The organism is Chamaesiphon minutus PCC 6605, from assembly GCF_000317145.1.
GTDB lineage: Bacteria > Cyanobacteriota > Cyanobacteriia > Cyanobacteriales > Chamaesiphonaceae > Chamaesiphon > Chamaesiphon minutus.
Window position 1 is genome coordinate 2,863,175 of sequence record NC_019697.1, and the last position, 18,577, is coordinate 2,881,751.

At 45.0% G+C, this 18,577-nt stretch carries 17 protein-coding genes; 5 read left to right on the forward strand and 12 right to left on the reverse strand.

Features of this window, described 5'->3' with window-relative positions:
- Positions 1–4: 4 nt before the first annotated feature.
- The 5 genes from CHA6605_RS13180 to CHA6605_RS13195 all read right to left on the reverse strand — a co-directional run bounded on the left by CHA6605_RS13180 (position 5) and on the right by CHA6605_RS13195 (position 4,689).
- On the reverse strand, positions 5–2,212 hold the full coding sequence (locus tag CHA6605_RS13180) for an O-linked N-acetylglucosamine transferase, SPINDLY family protein (protein WP_015159939.1): 2,208 nt from the start codon (positions 2,210–2,212) through the stop codon (positions 5–7).
- A 168-nt stretch (positions 2,213–2,380) separates the two neighbouring features.
- Positions 2,381–2,536: a hypothetical protein gene (locus CHA6605_RS34140; RefSeq protein WP_157259983.1), complete on the reverse strand. Its 156-nt coding sequence runs from the start codon at positions 2,534–2,536 to the stop codon at positions 2,381–2,383.
- Between the two features lie 127 nt (positions 2,537–2,663).
- Complete coding sequence (locus CHA6605_RS13185; RefSeq protein ID WP_015159940.1) at positions 2,664–3,236, reverse strand: type IV pilin-like G/H family protein; 573 nt, start codon at positions 3,234–3,236, stop codon at positions 2,664–2,666.
- Positions 3,237–3,281: 45 nt separating this feature from the next.
- Entirely contained in the window at positions 3,282–3,839 is a 558-nt protein-coding gene (locus tag CHA6605_RS13190; RefSeq protein WP_015159941.1) for a type IV pilin-like G/H family protein, read from the reverse strand.
- A 277-nt stretch (positions 3,840–4,116) separates the two neighbouring features.
- Positions 4,117–4,689: a type IV pilin-like G/H family protein gene (locus CHA6605_RS13195; RefSeq protein ID WP_015159942.1), complete on the reverse strand. Its 573-nt coding sequence runs from the start codon at positions 4,687–4,689 to the stop codon at positions 4,117–4,119.
- Positions 4,690–4,839: 150 nt separating this feature from the next.
- Here CHA6605_RS13195 and CHA6605_RS32960 point away from each other — a divergent pair, with 150 nt between their 5' ends.
- Complete coding sequence (locus CHA6605_RS32960; RefSeq protein ID WP_041548020.1) at positions 4,840–5,061, forward strand: hypothetical protein; 222 nt, start codon at positions 4,840–4,842, stop codon at positions 5,059–5,061.
- On the opposite strand, the gene CHA6605_RS13205 is transcribed toward CHA6605_RS32960, so the two are convergent.
- On the reverse strand, positions 5,040–6,482 hold the full coding sequence (locus tag CHA6605_RS13205) for a hypothetical protein (protein ID WP_015159944.1): 1,443 nt from the start codon (positions 6,480–6,482) through the stop codon (positions 5,040–5,042). The two genes, CHA6605_RS32960 and CHA6605_RS13205, sit on opposite strands and share 22 nt — an antisense overlap.
- 193 nt (positions 6,483–6,675) lie before the next feature.
- Between CHA6605_RS13205 and CHA6605_RS13215 the strand changes: the two genes are divergently transcribed.
- On the forward strand, positions 6,676–8,760 hold the full coding sequence (locus CHA6605_RS13215) for a hypothetical protein (protein ID WP_015159945.1): 2,085 nt from the start codon (positions 6,676–6,678) through the stop codon (positions 8,758–8,760).
- A 195-nt stretch (positions 8,761–8,955) separates the two neighbouring features.
- Here CHA6605_RS13215 and CHA6605_RS13220 read toward each other — a convergent pair whose 3' ends face one another.
- The 5 genes from CHA6605_RS13220 to CHA6605_RS13240 all read right to left on the reverse strand — a co-directional run bounded on the left by CHA6605_RS13220 (position 8,956) and on the right by CHA6605_RS13240 (position 13,386).
- Positions 8,956–9,690 carry an HAD-IA family hydrolase gene (locus CHA6605_RS13220; protein ID WP_232432259.1) on the reverse strand — a complete coding sequence of 245 codons (735 nt, stop codon included), beginning with the start codon at positions 9,688–9,690 and terminating at the stop codon, positions 8,956–8,958.
- Positions 9,663–10,616, reverse strand: coding sequence for a tRNA epoxyqueuosine(34) reductase QueG (queG, locus tag CHA6605_RS13225; protein ID WP_015159947.1), 954 nt, complete (start codon positions 10,614–10,616; stop codon positions 9,663–9,665). Before queG ends, CHA6605_RS13220 begins: the two co-directional genes overlap by 28 nt.
- Positions 10,617–10,896: 280 nt before the next feature.
- The gene (locus CHA6605_RS13230) at positions 10,897–11,151 is read right to left on the reverse strand and encodes a TIGR03643 family protein (protein WP_015159948.1); all 255 of its coding nucleotides are present in this window, start codon (positions 11,149–11,151) and stop codon (positions 10,897–10,899) included.
- Positions 11,152–11,342: 191 nt separating this feature from the next.
- On the reverse strand, positions 11,343–12,584 hold the full coding sequence (locus tag CHA6605_RS13235) for a glycoside hydrolase family 10-like protein (RefSeq protein WP_015159949.1): 1,242 nt from the start codon (positions 12,582–12,584) through the stop codon (positions 11,343–11,345).
- A gap of 130 nt (positions 12,585–12,714) precedes the next feature.
- On the reverse strand, positions 12,715–13,386 hold the full coding sequence (locus CHA6605_RS13240; RefSeq protein WP_015159950.1) for a class I SAM-dependent methyltransferase: 672 nt from the start codon (positions 13,384–13,386) through the stop codon (positions 12,715–12,717).
- A 206-nt stretch (positions 13,387–13,592) separates the two neighbouring features.
- On the opposite strand from CHA6605_RS13240, the gene CHA6605_RS13245 reads away from it, so the two are divergent.
- Entirely contained in the window at positions 13,593–14,528 is a 936-nt protein-coding gene (locus CHA6605_RS13245) for a spherulation-specific family 4 protein (RefSeq protein ID WP_157259984.1), read from the forward strand.
- A gap of 25 nt (positions 14,529–14,553) precedes the next feature.
- On the opposite strand, the gene CHA6605_RS13250 is transcribed toward CHA6605_RS13245, so the two are convergent.
- Positions 14,554–16,107, reverse strand: coding sequence for a pentapeptide repeat-containing protein (locus CHA6605_RS13250; RefSeq protein WP_015159952.1), 1,554 nt, complete (start codon positions 16,105–16,107; stop codon positions 14,554–14,556).
- Between the two features lie 245 nt (positions 16,108–16,352).
- Between CHA6605_RS13250 and CHA6605_RS13255 the strand changes: the two genes are divergently transcribed.
- Positions 16,353–17,210 (forward strand): AAA family ATPase, encoded by an 858-nt coding sequence (locus tag CHA6605_RS13255; RefSeq protein ID WP_051038853.1) that lies wholly within the window; start codon positions 16,353–16,355, stop codon positions 17,208–17,210.
- A 41-nt stretch (positions 17,211–17,251) separates the two neighbouring features.
- Positions 17,252–18,577, forward strand: a complete 1,326-nt coding sequence (locus CHA6605_RS13260; RefSeq protein ID WP_015158142.1) for an ISNCY family transposase — start codon at positions 17,252–17,254, stop codon at positions 18,575–18,577.

The window sequence follows — 18,577 nt, forward strand, 5'->3', positions numbered from 1 at the left end:
TTATTTAGTTATTCTCGGATCGATCGCTAGTTTTAGAATTGTTTTCTGCTTGATATTTTGCCCACATTTGGCAATAAGCTTGCTCCATGTCGCGGGTAAATTGCTGGGCATCCCAAACTGGTGCGGTTTGTCGTCCCGCACGCAATTTTTCGCGGATTTCCATACGAAGCTTGGGATCGAGTCCTAATTTAATTCCCCACTCGATATATTCCTGCTGACTCCAGGCAATACCTTCCTCAATTCCTGCATTGAGCATAAATGTATAACTATTACGTGCTGAAAACTGTTTGCCGACCTGAGTTACCATGGGGATACCCATCCACAGGGTTTCTAGTGTTGTAGTGGCACCATTGTAGGGGAAAGTATCGAGCACGATGTCGGCAATTGCTAAGTTAGCTCGATGGGTAGGTTCATCCTCCACTCGATCGATAAATTTCAAGCGATCGAAACTAATACCCACTTCTGCTGCTAGGTTACCGAACAGATTCTTAATAATTTCTGGATCGCTGCTACCTTTAATTAAAAAGTAACTATTAGGTACAGACTTGACGATCTCCATCTGCGCTCTGATGCAGTTAGGATTTCTTTTATAACCAGATTGTCCGCTGAAATAAATCACTGCATCATCAGGAATATCTAAATCCTGCCGCCGCAAATCGGGAGTACCAATTTCAAATCCATCTACTGCCAAATATGTTTGTGGTAGCCGCCAAATTTTTTCTTGATAATATTCTTGAGCCTCGTCGGGCAATACATAAGGATCGGCAATAAAATAGTCGATCGCTGGTAGACCGCTAGCATCCCAACCCAACCACGACACCTGAATTGGTGCTGGCTTCTCGGTCATTACCATACAGGTCGTATCAAAAGTTATACTATCCAACTCGATCAGAATATCGATTTCGTCTGCTCGAATTTGGGCGACAATATCTTGATAGTCATAGCCAAAGTATGAAATACAATCGCCCTTATGTCGAAACCATTGATGATTGAAAGAATTATCTGGATCGGTATTTACACAATAAATAAATACTTGAAAAGACTCTCGGTCGTGATGGTGCATCAGCCAACGACTCAGCCAGCCAACTGAATGTTGTCTGAAAGTAGAAGCAATATAGCCAATTCTCAGACATCCGGTTTTCTTTGGTATTGATGATTTATCAACTTGGATATTGCTAGGAGTTAGTTGAATATTTTGTTGATAAATAGTAGCTATTTTGTTTTGTAAATTCTTGTTATCACGAGGATTATCTGCTATGTAAGGCAAGAAAAAGGATGATAATATTAAATGACTAGCTCGATCTCGATTTAAATTAAGAGAATCTGATTCAATTGCCCTCTCGATTAATTCACAATAAAGATCGGATTTAACTTTAGCAGCTTGCCAATCTCCCGCACCAAAATAAGCATCTTGAGCTATATAATTACCAAATAATTTGTCGATCGTATTCGATGCTAAACGACAATATTCTTCAGCAAATGCTATTGCTATAGTATACTTGCCTATTTTAGTATGAACGTAGGTTGATAGTCGCAGTACTATTAAATTATCTGGAACAACTCGATTGCATATTTCCAATAATGCAACTACAAAAGGACCGAGATATAGACGATCGAAAAGCCCCTGTCCTATTACCACCAACATTGCCACTATTGCTTCGCGCTTGGAGCCAGTCAGCGGCAAGCACGCCTCGATCGCCTTTAGACCTAAATCCGTCCGCACGATCGTAAACGACTTTAATACATTGGCAAGTAGATCGTCATCGATACTAGCAGGCTCGACTTTTTTAATTAGTTCTAATACTTGCCATTCAATCAGCAAATCTGGAGTTAAATTTTCAGTGAGATAGGCTAAATAAATTGCCTCAAAAATATTTTCAACAAGATTGGGTGCTAATATCTGAATGTGCTGGCGTAGCAACCAGGCTTTTTCTGGTGCAGATATTTCTACTTGATATCGAGCTTCGCGATCTAAAACAGCAATCAGCTCGGCATTCAAATCGTCAATACTATCTGCGGTTGCTGTGGAGATTGGTGTAAACCAGGCTACGTGGGCATCATCCTCTCGACCTGCTAATAAATAAGCAACTCCTAGCTGCCAATAATTGCTTGCTATTGTCTCATCGTTAGCGATTTCAGTCTCATAAAATTCGATTGCTCGATCGGGTGAAGAGATCGATGATGGTGAAAGTGTAGATGCGATTACCTGCATTAGATCGACATTAGATTAAAGAAGAGATCCTTCCTAAATATAGCTAGTTGTCAACATAGACCGAATCGAGGTAATTACCCAACAATTATCTGTCAATCTAGTCATTGCACCGTAAATTTACCGAGTCTTTTAAGTTCGATTATCATTAGAGACTTGCAATTTAATGAATTAATTACCAGTCAAACGGGTTTTCTCCTTGCGGAGCGGACCACGAGCTGGAGGTTTCCTCCAGCGTTGTGATAAGACAAAGGCTACGCCAACGACTTCGCTCAACCCTCGGAGGTTGAGCGAAGTCGAAACCGGATCGTGGTAGGTTATTTTCACGCAAGCCCCTTAGCACGACAACAACAGCAGGCATAGAGCCTAACGTTACTATCGAGATCGTCACATCAGCAAGCAGTAAAATAGAAGCAATGGCAGACTTGGCGATCCACAAGTTAAGATGGGGAATTTAGATACTGATAGTAGTCACGCCACCAACACCAGTAGACGCGCCACAGACAGGTCTGACACCAGCTGCAAAAGTGACGGCAACGGGAGCGACAGTACTAGCAGCAGTAGCTTCGCACAGAATAGTACCAGTTACGTTTTGACCAGCACCATTCACAAAACGAGTAATGCCACCGTTATAGGCTTTGAGACCACCATCTCTAGCAACAGCAATTGCCACTGCAGAGTCGGTAGCAGCACTCTGACCCATAGTGTAACTATAGTTAGCACTCGTACCACTACCAGGAGCTACAGTGTCGGTAACGCTACCGATGGCTAAGATATTAAAAGTACTGGCAAAAGATTGATTTTCAGCGCGGAAAGCGTTTTGAGTTTTGTTAACCAGAGCGACGTTCTGTTTAGCTTCGGATTGCTTCGCTTTGGAAGTTTGGTTGAGGAAGTTAGGTAATGCGATCGCAGCCAAAATACCGATGATGATGATTACAACTAAGAGTTCGACGAGAGTGAAACCTTTATCGGATTTTTTGCGGTTGTTGAGGTGTTGGATGAATTTAGCTTGGAGTTCGGTTCTCATTTTGGGTTCCTAGTTATGATTAAGATGTTTGAATATGTGGGGATCTTAGAGACTAATTTGTGTGGTGTTGGTGCCGCAAGTAGGAATGCTCCCAGCCGGAGCGGTTGGCGCGGTTGGCGAAACCGTACCCGCAGCAGTTGCCTCGCACAAGACACTACCGTGTACGTTGAATCCTGCAGCATTGGTATAGCGAGTAATCGCTGCCGTATAGCCTTTTAGACCGCCATCTCTAGCTGTAGCAACGACATTGGCAGTATCGTTAGTAGGGGTGGCAACGATCGTGTAAGCATAGTTAACGGTTGTGCCAGTCCCAGCCGCCGCACCATCTGTGACACTGCCGATCGCTAATATATTGAAGGTACTGGCAAAACTCTGATTTTCTTGACGGTAAGCATTTTGACTTTTATTAACCACACCCATATTTTGCTTGGCTTCAGATTGCTTTGCTTTGGCTGTCTGATTGAGAAAGTGCGGCAAAGCGATTGCTGCCAAGATCCCGATGATGATGATAACTACGAGTAATTCAACAAGCGTGAAACCTTTTTCGCTATCTTTGCGAGTGTTGAGGTGTTGGATGAATTTAGCTTGGAGTTCGGTTCTCATTTTGGGTGTCCGCCAGTAAAATAGGGCGCAGCTAAGAGTTCGATCGAGTTAAAACCTGCTGCGTTCTCGCGATAGTTTGGATAGGGGATGGATTTAAATCTTGGTGTGATTTTCATTGGCAAAATAGCACCGACAGGATCGACATGTCAGCCAGTACCAATAACCAAAAACAAACGGTAGGCTCTATGCCTACCGTTGTCATCGAGATCGTTACATCAGTAAGCAGTAAAATATAAGCAATGACAGACTTGGCGATCCACAAGTTAAGATGGGAAATCTAGATACTGATAGTAGTCACGCCACCAACACCAGTAGACGATCCACAGAGAGGTGCGACACCAGCTGCAAAAGTGACGGCAACGGGAGCGACAGTACTAGCACCAGTAGCTTCGCACAGAATAGTACCAGTTACGTTTTGACCAGCAGCATTTACAAAACGAGTAATGCCACCGTTATAACCTTTGAGACCACCATCTCTAGCAACAGCAATTGCCACTGCAGAGTCGGTAGCAGCACTCTGACCCATAGTGTAACTATAGTTAGCACTCGTACCACTACCAGGAGCTACAGTGTCGGTAACGCTACCGATGGCTAAGATATTAAAAGTACTGGCAAAAGATTGATTTTCAGCGCGGAAAGCGTTTTGAGTTTTGTTAACCAGAGCGACGTTCTGTTTAGCTTCGGATTGCTTCGCTTTGGAAGTTTGGTTGAGGAAGTTAGGTAATGCGATCGCAGCCAAAATACCGATGATGATAATTACAACTAACAATTCAACGAGAGTGAAACCTTTTTCGGATTGTTTGCGGTTGTTGAGGTGTTGGATGAATTTAGCTTTTAGTTCGGTTCTCATTTTAATTGTTTCCTGTAAGGTTGGGGGTGTTTTTTCTTTGCTTCGTGTCCTCAGCTTACCCACTTCTTTCAAGTTACCTATCACCCCTAACCAACTTTTTTTTAAATATCTTGGCAAGTGACGGTTATCCTCCTCTCAAACCCTTTAGCTGTGCGGAAATCGCTACCTAAATTAATTCAGAAAAAAGATAAATATCTGGCTGGCTCTACTGTTGACCCCTTGCCAGTCGAATATTTATCACTTAGTTTTAGCGATCGCGATCGCAATTACGATTATGCCTTAAAATGTAATATCCCCAACTTCTTGGATGAGGTTGAGGATATACGATCGATAGCTTGTCAAGTGCGCTGTTACTCGTTCATTGACTTGTAGGTAGCGACCGAAGACGGCGACTGTCCGGTGAGGTAGCGGAAGATCCAGTACTTGAAGACAGTATCCATCAATACGGGGAAGGTGGCGATAAATAATGAGTTGAAGCCGTTGTTTTCGGCAATACCCAGATGTCTGGCGGTACCTTCGAGGATGATTTCCCAGCCATGTGGCGAGTGAAAGCCGACGAAGGTATCGGTGAGCAGGATGATGATAAAGGCTTTGGCGGTATCGCTAAGTCCATAAATCAGATCGCCGAAAAATGATTTGAGGATCTCGATTTGTTGTTTGCTATGAGTAATCAACCAGGCGAAGGCGATGACGGCGAGGATGTCTGCAAACCAATTTTTGACTGCATCGGCACTTTTGCGGTAGAAGCTTAACTTGACTTCCTCGGCTTTTTGCTTGACTTGCTCCTCTAACTGCTCGGTGGTGAGTTTGGGTGCCAATCCGACCAGTTGCTGAAATTTGATGCGCTTTTCAAATGTCTCGATCTCTTCATATGCTTCGTTTTCGAGGTTGACATTCAAGAACACATCTGCATGTCGATAGGTGCGATAGACTTCGACGACAGGGCCAACGACAACGATCTTGGAGATATATTGCATCAGTAGGGGCACTAAAATCAGCATCAGCAGAAATCGCAGTGACGTTCTAGTTTTGCTCTGGCTGAAGCGATAGTTTTCGAGCACTTGAACGTCAGCGTTGGGATTGAGATCTTGCTGAATGCGCCGAAAGGTATTGATCAGCGAGATATCGATCACCGCTTTTTTGTCATTATTGACGTTTTCGTTCGATCGTTCGAGTCGGTTGGACATACGATTAGACTGGCGAAGACTGGGTGTAGGATTGGGTGGAGTCAGATTGGCTGCTCTGCGATTCTGTCTCCCAGATGCCGTTTTTGCGATCGATAGGGAGCTGGGTGGTTCTGGTGGCTCTGGTGGGGCGATAAAATCGATCGCGCGTTCCCCGAGGCTCGATCTGAGTGGATCGATATTACGCTCCGCATACCGATTCAAGATTTCATCGATAAAGCTGAGTTTTTCGAGGATGCGCGCTTCATATTCGATATCCTGAGTATAGGGATTGAGATCGTTGCCTTCTCGTCGATCGAATTGTTGACGCTCGCGCGATTGGGGATAGTTATTTCCAGTGAGTGTCCGGCTGGCTTGAAACTCGGCTAGTCGAATCCGGACAATGTTGAGATACTTATTAAGGTCGTTCTGAAAATAAGTAGCAACTTGATTTTTGTTATACTCGGCGGGAATTACAATCGGTTGGCCGCCAAAATGTTCGTCTTCGATCGCTTTAATTTTCAAAGCGGCTTTGTAGGCTTCATCCAATGCTCGATCGGCTGTACGATAAAACCACTGATTTGCACGTACCCAGTATTGACCGAAGTTCTTGACTAGAAAGCTGTCCATGGGGAGAGAGGGGGACGGGGGGACGGGGGGACGGGGAGACTGGGGGACGGGGGGACGGGGAGACTGGGGGACGGGGGGACGGGGAGACGGGGAGACTGGAGAATTTCAATCCAAAATTCAAAATCCGCAATCCCCAATCCGCAATCCACAATCGTCAGGATTTTAATCGAAAAGTTGATAAGGAGCTAAATGGGTGTTGGGTAGAGCAATTTGGATTGAGGGTGGAACGCGCAGCGGCAAGACAGAGGCACTGGTTTCTCAATTTTGTCAGTGGTTGGAGGAGCGAATTGTTCTGGGTAAACATTCAAACCAAGAGCGTAAAATTTTAGTATTGGCTGGCAATGATGACAGCAAAAGAGACTTTGGCCAACGATTGGCGGCCAAAACCCAAGGTAAGTATCCAATTTCAGCGAAAACGACGATCGGCTTCATTCAGGATGAGGTCTTACTATTTTATCCCCTCCTGATTCAGAAATTAAAGTTACCCGCCCACTTCCCCTTGAGATTGCGTCCAGAGACGGAGCAAGAATTGGCGACTAAATTGTGGCAACCCGCACTAGAACGGCTAAATTGGCGCGAAATTGCTCCTTCGGAGTACCGATTTGTGCGGAGAATCTTGGACTTACTGCAATTGGCGGCTTATAGTTGTACGCCGTTAGAATCTTTACCAGAAATCCTCACGCAGGGGTTTGGAGCTAGTGAGGATGGGGAAATATATGCCTGTGTGGAGTCGTTAGCTGCCGAGTGGCGAGATTGGTGTCTCGATCGGGGGTTGCTGACTTATGGCATCATGACGGAGTTATATTGGCGGCATTTGTTACCGCATCCCAAGTATCAGCGACAGTTACGCGATCGATATTGGACGGTACTCGCCGATGATGTGGATGATTATCCAGCAGTCGGGCGACAGATTTGTGAATTTTTACTCGATAGTGGCGTGTGGGGAGCGTTTAGTTACAATCCTGACGGGATGGTAAGGTTAGGATTGAGTGCCGATCCGGACTGTTTATTAGGTGTAAAGTCTCGGTGTACTGGGATTGACTCGATCGTCTATTTAGATTCCATGCCCACACCATTATTCGCCGATCGTCATGCTGCTAGTATCGATGCGATCGTCCGCGCCGTCCTGAATCCAGGGAATATAGCTAGTCTCCCGAAGAGTATTAAGTCGATCGAAACTCGCACGCGCGGCGAAATGCTCAAACGGACGGCAGAAAAGGCGATCGAATTAATTAATAGTGGTAAAGTCGCCCCAGGCGAGATTGCCCTGATCGCACCCGGTTTGGATGCGATTTCGCGAGCGACGATTACCGATATCTTCGCACGGGAGAAGCTACCGATCGCGTCCCTCAACGCGCAATTAGCATTAACTAGCGATCCGGGCGTGCGCGCCTTACTGACGTTAATGGCCTTAATTTATCCCAATTTAGGACAGCTTACCAGTCGCGATGAAGTCGCCGATCTGTTAGTTACGCTCAGCCCGATTTATCCGCCGCAGACGCCGATGATCGCCGAAATCGATCCGGTGCGGGCGGGCTTACTCGCTGATTATTGCTACGCACCCTCCCTCTCGCAGCCGCGCCTGTTACCCTATACTAATTTTCCCCGTTGGGATCGACTGGGGGCGAGTGCTACCAAAGCTTACGAGCGAATTCGGCTGTGGGTAGAGCGAATGCAACAGCACCCACCATCGCCGCTACATTTATTAAATGAAGCGATCGGTTATTTTTTCCAGCAGGGTAGCTATTTACCATTCGATCGCCTGTCAGCCTTGCGGGAACTAATGGAAACCGCACAGCACTATTGGCAAGTCGCCGAACGTACCCATAGCACGGCGGAATATCTCGAATCGACACATCAGATAACTGGGCGATTTATCGTGCTGCTACGCCAGGGGACGATTAGTGCCAATCCTTATCCCGTCAGTCCCCTCCAACCCCAAGATCGCGCCGTCACACTTTCAAATATCTTCCAATACCGCGCTAGCAAGCGATCGCATCCCTATCATTTTTGGTTGGATGTCGGATCGCCCCTCTGGGCAGAAGGTGGCGCAGCGACGCTCTACGGTGCAAATCTGCTGCTAGAGTCTCGATCGGGTAAAGTCTGGACGGAAGCCGACACTCAATCTAGCAACGAACTTCGCCTAGAGCGGATCTTACGCGATTTACTCCATCGAGTGACCGATCGACTCTATCTCTGTACTAGCGATTTGGCGATCGATGGACGCGAACAGATGGGCGCATTATTAACGATGGTGCATGGGGTTGGTGGTGCTTAGTTAAGAAGGGCACCCACAACATTATTAACGATGGTGCATGGGACTTCTGCTGGTGCCTAGTTAAGAAGGGTACCCACAAGGGGCACCCCTACAAGTTATCTGTAGGGGTGCCCCTTGTGGGTACCCAAAGTTCTACGATCGTAACTAACCCGTCGGGGAACAAAGGCGTGCGCGCATCCACAACGATCGATTAATTTATAAACAGGCTAAATGAGTTGGTGGCGTAGGATAAAACCGTGCCAGAGCATTGATTAATGCTAGCGGTTTGGTAATCAGCAAATCTGGCTGTCTGTCCATCAGAGCAGTGGGTGCATTAAAGCCCCAGCCAACAGCGACAACGCGGATCTCGATCGATCGAGCTGCTTGAATATCGCGAATCTCGTCGCCAATATAGATGACGTCAGATTTGGTGCAATGATATTGCTTCATTAGCTTGCTAATTGCTTTGCCTTTGCCAAAAGTAGAAGCACTATTGACAAAATCAAAGAGATGTTCGATGTGATTTTGGCTCAATAGCGATCGAATATTTGCCTCAGCATTGGAGCTAACAATTCCTAAACGATAGCCTTGAAGTTTGAGAGTATTTAATAGCTCGATCACGCCTGGAAATAATCTCACATTCCTAACTTCGCCCGGAAACTCTTCTTTAACTCGCTTTAACAGGAAGGGAAGTTTCCACAGGGCAACTTTGGAAAGTTTGATAATTTCCCAAGAGCTAAGATATTTGAGGCTAGCCAACCGATCTTCATCGATTTGGGCGTAGCCAAATTCTGGTGCCAGTCGATTGCTAATTCGCATCAACGCACCTAGCGTATCGGCTAAGGTACCATCAAAATCAAAAATGATTAGTTTAGAATTGTTGCGCATGTATGAGAAGCCGATGCCAGTTTTAAAATTGTAATCTAATTGACGTTCGATTGCGATCCCCAATTATGAAGATTTGCGATTGCATTGCGCCGCCACATTGCTGGTTTAATTCTACGCAACGCTGAGGCTCTAAAGCTGCGATCCCACGACTCATCTGTAAGCGATCCTAGTTCGGTTAATGTGCGATCGAGATTACGGGGATAAGGTTGAAAATCTGCTACATCTGTAGGCTGGGCAAATTTCTGATTCCACGGACAAACATCTTGACAAATGTCACAACCTGCCACCCATCCTTGGAGATTATTCGCGATTTCTGGGGGTAAAGTTTCGGCACGATTTTCGATCGTATGATAAGCAATACATCGATTGGCATCGACAACAAAAGGTTGGGTAATTGCCCCTGTCGGGCAAGCCGAAATGCACCGCGTACATGTGCCGCAGTGTTGAGTGTGGGGATCGCTAGGAATGAGTGGGATATTAGTGACAATCTCGCCTAAAAATATCCACGAACCATGTTGACGATTGATGACGTTACCGTTTTTGCCAATCCAACCGATACCTGCGGCTTGCGCCCAGAATTTATCTTGAATCGGCCCAGTATCGACGTAATAACGTGCCTCGACATTGTCGATCGAATCGATCAGCCAATTTGTGAGTTGTTTGAGTTTTTTTTCTAATACTTTGTGATAGTCGCGTCCCCAGGCATAACGAGCGATTTTGGCATAGGTAGGGCCATCTGGACGTTGGTGGGGGGTATAGTAATTGAGGGCGAGAGCGATGACTGTTTGGGCTGAGGGCATGAGTCGGTAGATGTCTTGACGACGGGGATCGGACATCCATGCCATATCTGCTTGATAGCCAAGGGATAACCACTCTTGAAGATGGGTTGCAGCGGCTTGGGTGGTGTTGGGGTCGATGGCGGCAATACCGACGGCGTGAAAGCCAATTTCACGGGCACGATCTTCGACCTGTTGAGTGAGATCGTTCATTGCTAAATAATGGCAGCAGATTCTTAGTATAGATAACTTCTATGTAATTCTAAGTGAAAGCAGATAAACTCTGTGCCAATTTTAATAGGAACTTAAGCATCGACTCCCGACTATCGCAATCCTAAATGAGAAGCCTAACTTATAGAGGGCAGGCATACCTCGATTACGTATCGCCAAAGGCGACGCGTCGCGAACGGCACGAGTGAAGCACTGCCCCTAAAAATCTATGAGGATATCGACCATCAACTATCAACTATCAACTATCAACTATCAACTAAACCTACCCTTTCTGATTTTGTGACTTAAATCGTCCGGCTACGAAGTCGCGGCGGGTGGCGTGTTTGGTAGAGCGTCCAGTGACGCGTTCGCGCCACATCCGGAAGCTGGAGGCTTTCATTTCGCGGCGCATCAGGGCAATGACTTGGGGTTCGGTGAGGCCAAATTGCAATTCGATCGATTCAAATGTAGTGCGATCTTCCCAGGCCATTTCGAGGACTCGATCGATCGTTTCGGAGTCTAATTCAGGCAATTCCATATCAGGATTTAAGGATATGAGGATTTACAGGATGAGGTTGTCGGTGCTAGTGGTATTTAAAAACACCTAAAGCCATATCAGGATTTAAGGATATGAGGATTTACAGGATGAGGTTGTCGGTGCTAGTGGTATTTAAAAATACCTAAAGCCTAAAGCCTAAAGCCTAAAGCCTAATACCTCATCCCCAGCCCTTACTTTATTATCGTAGATCTAGCAACTGACTGGGTGAATACTTGTTTGAATCCTTCTTTACGGGCTGCTGCTGGTTCGTTTGTTAATTTCCATAGAGTTTCATAGAAGAAGAAGGATACGCCTGCTAAACCTTCTTTGCGAACTGCGGCAATTTGGGTTTGGATTTGTTTCATCGGGATGGGCTTGGGTTTGACTCCCGTTAAAATACCGATACCGACAGGAATATGTTGGCTGGCGAGTTTGACTTCGGGTTTTTGCATTTCGCCGATAAATGTTTCCAACTTATCTCGATAGAGTTGAATTAAGAGTTCTTCAACATAGCCTTTGCGTTCCCAGGTTGCCCAATCTTGCAAGAAAAAACTTTTGGCAAAGGTTTGAGGGTTGGGTGAGATTGAAACGATCGCTTTGGGTTTTACTGCCTTGATTGCTAAAAATAGATCTTTCATCAATAGTGTGATTTTATCGGCGCGCCAGTTAATCCACTCTTCATTTTTTGGATCTGTCGGTGGTAGTTTACCTTGATGTTCTTTTTTATATAAATCGACCGTAAATTTATCGTAGCCAAATTCAGAGGGTAAGCCAAAGTGATCGTCAAATTGAATACCATCGACGTCATATTTCCGAGCTACTTCGACGACTAGATCGATGATGAATTTTTTGACTTCTGGTTTGAAGGGATTGAGCCAGACGCGCGGATCTTTACCTTCTTTCCAGATCGTGCCGCCATCCTGTTTTTGGGTCAGCCAATCAGGGTGAAGTTTAGCGAGATCGGAGCCAGCCGGATCGCTAGTCGCTGGTGCCATAAATCCAAATTCAAACCAGGGAATCACGGCTAATCCTTGTTTGTGTCCGCGATTTACTAGTTCTTTAAGTACGTCGCGTCCTTCTAATCCTTCGGATTTAGTGAGTGTTCTGCCGATTAATATTCCTGCCGATTTTTTGGGCATGAAGCTACTCCCAACTACGCGCTTGGCCACCTTACTGGGATAAATAGTATAGCCCCAATTCCAAACAACTGGATAGATGGTATTAAAGTTTAGTTGGCGTAAATCTTTCATAGCTGTGGCTAATCGATCGCGTGTAAATAATACGTCGCTATCGACATTTGTAATCCAGACACCCCGAATTTCTCTAATTCCTTTAGCAGGTACCGATCGTGCGAGCGAGATCGTCGGTATATTTAAGGACAATATTAGTCCGACAACAATAAATAATCCAAACCAAAATTTTCGATTTAACATTGAGATCTAAGCCATTATCATTTAATGTACGACATCTTCCCCGTGCTTCGTTCCGGCTCTTTTTTCCTCCATTTCAAAAATGATCGCGCCCGACAACCTCCAAACATAGCTGGCGATTTATCATATTACCTCAAATGCGATCGATTATATTTTTCTGACGTGTTATCGTCCAATGTAGCTCGGATGTTTGAGCTAACTTTACTTGTACCAATCCGGCTCGATCGATCAGTTCCTGGACTTCAGTTAGGGTCAGAGCTGCCTTGAGCGAATCCTGGAATAATTGCTGTTGGCGATCGTCATAGTCCCCACCAAATTTAGCAACTAACTCGTTGACAATTCGATCGTTTTCTGGTCTAATCAGATCGCGAATTAAAATTGCACCATCTGGTTTAATTAAGCGTTTAATCTCCTGAAAAAAGGATAATGGTTCGGGGAGATGATGGACTAAACTATTAGAAATTACCAGATCGAACTCTAGATCTGGATATGGCATCCGTTTAGAATCCACTCGTTCCAATCTAATCCGTTGAGTTAGTTTAGCCTCCTCTACATTTCTGTGACCGATAATCAGCATCGATTGTGCCAAGTCTATGGCTGTAAATAAATATTGGGGACGTTGTTGGCACATGAGAATTGGAATGCGCGCTGTTCCCGTACCGAGATCCAAAACTTTCACGGCGTCTGGATCTAACGCGATCGCATCTGTCGCAAATGCCGTATTTACTGCTGTAAAATCCATGGCGTCATAGGCTGTTGCCTCTTGCCAGGTATCCATGACTTCTGGCTCTAAAATTCTGTCCATGGGCTTTGTCTGGGAATATGATAGATGTCTGTGTGCCGATCTTATCTTACTCACATCTGCGATCGCTGCTGAAGCGGCGTGAAAGCCTCGGGATGCAGTGGATAGTGGATAGTGGATAGTTGGCGATCGTTTTTAAAAACTGAGTGACGATTAACCAAGATGATATTTAGTGGCGGTAAGATTGGGGTAGTAATTACTAGCAAATCGTGAATCTAGCTCGGTTAGTAACAATATTGGTAATGATTAATTGCGCGATCGGTTGCATGATTTTGGGAGACAATAATCGGCATAGTTCGGTAGAACAATTGCGTGCTTCGCGATCGCAACATGCTCATTTTAATCAGCCAAATCAAATGCAGATTGCGAATCAGTTCGGGCATCATTCCAAGCTCCAGATCTTGTTACCACTCTATATTTATCCGAATTGGTATGCAAAAAATAATTATGTATGGAAACAGGTGCTTGCAGCTGCCAAGAAAGTTCAGATCGTCGCAATTATTAATCCTAATAATGGCCCAGATAATGCACCACCAAATGTAGATTACCAGCAGGGAATTAAAGATTTGCGGCAAGCTGGGATTAAAGTCATCGGTTACGTACCAAGTAACTATGCCAGTCGAGATCTTCAGGCTGTTAAAGCTGACATCGATCTCTATCTCAAGTATTTTAACGTCGATGGAATTTTTATCGACGAGGCTGCTAATAAACAAGATAAATTAGATTATTATCATCAAATTTATCGGTATCTTAAATCTCACTCTCCAAGCAGCGATAATAATAATAGAGCGATTGAATACACGCTAATTATCAATCCTGGTACGGATGTAAATGAAGATTTTATCCGTCAGCCAGTAGCCGATGCGATCGTCACATTTGAAAATTATCGCTCGGTTTGGACTAAATATAGTCCACCGATTTATCAGCGCAAACATTCAGCTCAAAAATTCGCAGCATTGATCCATACAACCGCAAATCGTAAGCTGATGAAAAGTACGCTCGATCGAGTAGTTAAATATAAATTCAGCTATGTATATATTACTAACGATCGGCCAGATACTGGCGATCGCAATCCTTGGAATACTTTACCTGAATATTGGCAAGCACAAGTTAATTACATTCAACAATTAAATAATACTGAATAATATCAACTATCAACTATCAATTAATTTAAGGATGGAGCGAACCATCGGGCATAGTTGCACCAGTGAGATTGACACCGTCTAGTTTCGCATTAGTTAAAATTGCATTGCGAAGATTGCTATTTGATAGATCTGCATTACTTAAATCTGCACCTGTAAGATTGGCAGATCGCAAATCTACTTGCTGAAATTCAGCAAATTTGAGGTCGGCATTTGTGAGATTTGCATCGCGCAATGAGGCTCCATTGAGCTTGGCATAAGTTAGTTTTGCTCGTGAGAGATTTGCCCCAGCCAAATTTGCCCCAAGTAGTTTAGCCCCATAAAAAGCAGCACGTTGGAGGTTTGCCCTACTTAAATTAGCTCCACTCAAATCGCTATCTTGAAAAATGGCCAACGTCAGATTAGCATCGGCAAAATTTACACCGTTGAGACTCGATTGTGGGACAACTGCACCCGATAAATTGGCTTTAACAAAATTCTGATTGGTAAGGTTGCAACTCAGGCAACGTTTCTCTCTAATTAGCTTACCGCGATCGGAAGATGCAAATTCAGCCTCCCTGGCGATCGATTGATTTTTGGCAATTTGAGCGGGACTGAGTTCGTCACCATCTGTAAATACAGCCTGACGTAAAATCAACCCTCCACCGCATAAGGTACCGATCCCAATCACCCAAGATAGCCATGAAATTTTGCGTTTGGGAGGCGGTAGTTTAAATCCTAGCGGCTCGGCATCTTCTAGAGTTAAATTAGTAGGTGTGGGACGCCCTGTAAAGGCATGGAGATATTGCGGATGATAGTTCGATTCCACCATTTGTTTGAGCCAAGCAATTAAGTGTGGATCGGTATCGGCAGGTAATAAGTGTAGAAAGTTTAGGCGATAGTTAGTATCGCATAAGTGTTGTGCTTGGGAGGTGGATGTCCCAGTAAGTAGGCAAATCATCGAGACGCCCAAACTATATAGATCGAAAGACGGATTTGAGTAAATATTAGGTAGGTTAGCAGGGGTAAAGCTTGGATTGTTGCTATTTTTAAGAGTGGTAGTTGACAGATGCAGCCCAAAATCTACCAAACAGATCGTCAACTCTGTGGCGGTATCGACGATGATATTCTCTGGTTTGATATTTTGGTGAACGATCGGAGGCGTTAAATGATGGAGGTAATTAAGAATATTTAAGATCGCATCAGCTACCAGCTTAATATCCGATGGTGGCAGTGTTTCTAGTTCTGCTAGCGAAACCCCCGGCTCATACGATCGCACCGCACAGAATCCGGTGGGTGTTGGGAAAGAATTTAGATAAGCGGCAACATGCGGATGTTCGATCGGTTGTAACCGATCGATTTCTGGTAAATAATTAGCATAGTCTATAGATGAATCCTCAAGATCGATCTTGCGCCACTCTTTAACCACCACTAACCGCTCTGAATCGCTCTGTTTGGCTAGATAAGTAATGCGGCTCCCATCTGGATGCGCGGACAATTTCTTAGATACTTGGTAGCCATGGATTGTTAAATCGGGCAGATCGTTATCGACGATCGAATCGGCAGATTGAGTATTATGGGAAGACTTGTCTAATTCGCTCATGGCTATCAGCCTTCGATCTAGATAGATGTTCTAACTTTAGCCGATCGCGTATAGATTCGGCTTCCATCATCCAGCGCAATTAATTTAGGGAATAGGGAGTAGGGAATAGAGATTTTGGATTTTGGATTTTGGATTAGAATTCTCCGCTCCCCGCTCCCTGTCTTGTCTCGCTAAACCGTCGGGAAACCCGACGAGCGCGAGCCGCCGCTCCCCGCTCCCCCGCTCCCCTATCCCCACTTCTCCAGATGCTATTGTCTTTACGCATTCAAAACTTTACCCTCATCGATGAGCTAGAACTCGAATTTGGGGAGGGATTAAATGTGTTGACGGGAGAAACTGGTGCCGGGAAATCGATTATCCTGGATGCAATCGATCTCGTGCTGGGTGGTAAACCGTCGCTGCGGATGATTCGCACGGGTACAGAGAAAGCGACGATCGAAGGGACATTTACAGTCAACGATCGAATTAGGGAATGGTCGATCGAGCGAGAATTTGACTTAAGCGATGATGATACTCTAATTTGCTCTCGCGAAATCAGCATTCAAGGTACCAATCTGCGATCGCGAATGCGCGTCAATGGCGCGATTTGCAATCGTCAACTCGCCCAAGAATTACGCGAACTCACGATCGAAATTACCGCCCAAGGGCAAACCGTCAAACTTACCAATACCAGCCACCAAAAAGAATTACTAGATCTCTATGGCGGCGCAGCTATTTTTCAACAGCGCGAACGTATTGGTACTTTATATACCACCTACCAACAAGCTTACCAAACTTGGCTCGATCGCCAGCAAAACGAGCAGCAACGACTTCAGCGGCTCGACTTGCTCCAATATCAAGCCGAAGAACTCAGCCAAGCGCACCTGACAACACCTGACGAAATCCTCGATCTCGAAAGCGAACGCCAACGCCTCAGCCACGTCGTCGATCTCCAACAACAAAGCTACGCTATTTACCAGCTACTCTATCAAAATGATACGGGCGGAGCGATCGCCGTTGCCGACATGCTGGGTAAAGCCGAATCCACTCTAATCGATATGGTAGAAATTGACTCCAGCCTCCAACCCCAGCAATTCCAAATTCAGATTTTGACAACTTGGTAGGGTGAGCAGGAGAATAGAGAGACTTCAAAAAGAGAAGCAGAATGGAGCCAATGAAGCTGAGTTTTGGGGTATTGATAGTCTATCTGAACCGAGCAATTCTTCAGATGAAAGATCCGCGCCTTGCCAGCAATGGCACTAAATACACCATCAGAGATGCTGTGTTGGGAGCATTTTCGATGTTTTTCATGCAAAGCGAATCCTTTTTAGAACATCAGCGGCACATGAATAGCAATCAGGGCAAAAGCAATGCTCAGACACTGTTTGGCATGATTAAAATCCCAACAGTGCCGCAAATTCGGAATATCCTGGATGAAATTTCAGCCACAGCACTATTTGGAGTATTCAATCACGTCTATCAGTCTTTAAGACGAGAAGGTCACTTGAAACCGTTTGAATATCTCGGTGGATTACTAGTTGCGCTGGATGGAACTCAGTATTTTGACTCGCACAAACTCAACTGTAAATGCTGTTCGAGCCGTACCCACAAAAATGGCACAGTAACTTACTTCCACAGTGCCATTTTGCCTGTAATAGTTGCGCCTGGGCAATCTCAAGTAATTTCCTTAGCTCCGGAATTCATCACACCTCAAGATGGTCACCAGAAGCAGGACTGCGAAGTGGCAGCAGCTAAACGATGGCTCAAAACTCATGCCCCAGAATTCCAAGGACAAGCAATCACTCTACTCGGAGATGACCTCTACAGTCACCAACCAATGTGTGAACAGGTGATAGCGTCGGGAATGAACTTTATCTTTACCTGTTTAGAAACGTCTCATACTGCTGTTTATGATTGGTTGAAATACTTGGATGGTATTGGCGAGGTGAAAAAGCTAGAAGTGAAACAGTGGAACAGCAATTCAAGCGAATTATATAGCTATCAATATGTGAATGGAATTCCTCTAAGGGACTCCCAGCCAGCAATGAAGGTCAATTGGTGTAAACTAATCCATACCCGCCAATCAGATGGAGAAATATTATATGAAAATTCATTTATTACCCGCCATGAATTAAACGAACAGAGCGTACCTCTGGTTGCTGCGGCTGGTCGATGTCGTTGGAAGACCGAAAATGAAAATCATAATGTGCTCAAAACAAAGGGATATCATCTGGAGCATAACTTTGGGCATGGTCAGCAGCATTTAGCTGCTTGTTTATTGACGCTGAACCTGTTGGCATTCCTTTTTCACACTGTTTTGCATTTAACAGATCTTGCATATGGACAGATTCGTCTCAAGCGTGTTACTCGTAAAGGCTTTTTTCAAGATATCCTCAGTCTTACCAAATATTTACTCTTTGAGAGTTGGCCTTCTTTGATTGATTTCATGCTTTACGGCTCGGCTTCCACTCTGGTCGCCAACTCTTCCTAG

Coding starts and splice junctions, on each gene's coding strand:
- CHA6605_RS13185 (WP_015159940.1), bottom strand. CDS start 3,236: ATGAGAACCGAACTCCAAGCTAAATTCATCCAACACCTCAACAACCGC.
- CHA6605_RS13255 (WP_051038853.1), top strand. CDS start 16,353: ATGCTATTGTCTTTACGCATTCAAAACTTTACCCTCATCGATGAGCTA.
- CHA6605_RS13190 (WP_015159941.1), bottom strand. CDS start 3,839: ATGAGAACCGAACTCCAAGCTAAATTCATCCAACACCTCAACACTCGC.
- queG (WP_015159947.1), bottom strand. CDS start 10,616: ATGAACGATCTCACTCAACAGGTCGAAGATCGTGCCCGTGAAATTGGC.
- CHA6605_RS13250 (WP_015159952.1), bottom strand. CDS start 16,107: ATGAGCGAATTAGACAAGTCTTCCCATAATACTCAATCTGCCGATTCG.
- CHA6605_RS13230 (WP_015159948.1), bottom strand. CDS start 11,151: ATGGAATTGCCTGAATTAGACTCCGAAACGATCGATCGAGTCCTCGAA.
- CHA6605_RS13195 (WP_015159942.1), bottom strand. CDS start 4,689: ATGAGAACCGAACTAAAAGCTAAATTCATCCAACACCTCAACAACCGC.
- CHA6605_RS13240 (WP_015159950.1), bottom strand. CDS start 13,386: ATGGACAGAATTTTAGAGCCAGAAGTCATGGATACCTGGCAAGAGGCA.
- CHA6605_RS13235 (WP_015159949.1), bottom strand. CDS start 12,584: ATGTTAAATCGAAAATTTTGGTTTGGATTATTTATTGTTGTCGGACTA.
- CHA6605_RS13180 (WP_015159939.1), bottom strand. CDS start 2,212: ATGCAGGTAATCGCATCTACACTTTCACCATCATCGATCTCTTCACCC.
- CHA6605_RS13205 (WP_015159944.1), bottom strand. CDS start 6,482: ATGGACAGCTTTCTAGTCAAGAACTTCGGTCAATACTGGGTACGTGCA.
- CHA6605_RS13260 (WP_015158142.1), top strand. CDS start 17,252: ATGGAGCCAATGAAGCTGAGTTTTGGGGTATTGATAGTCTATCTGAAC.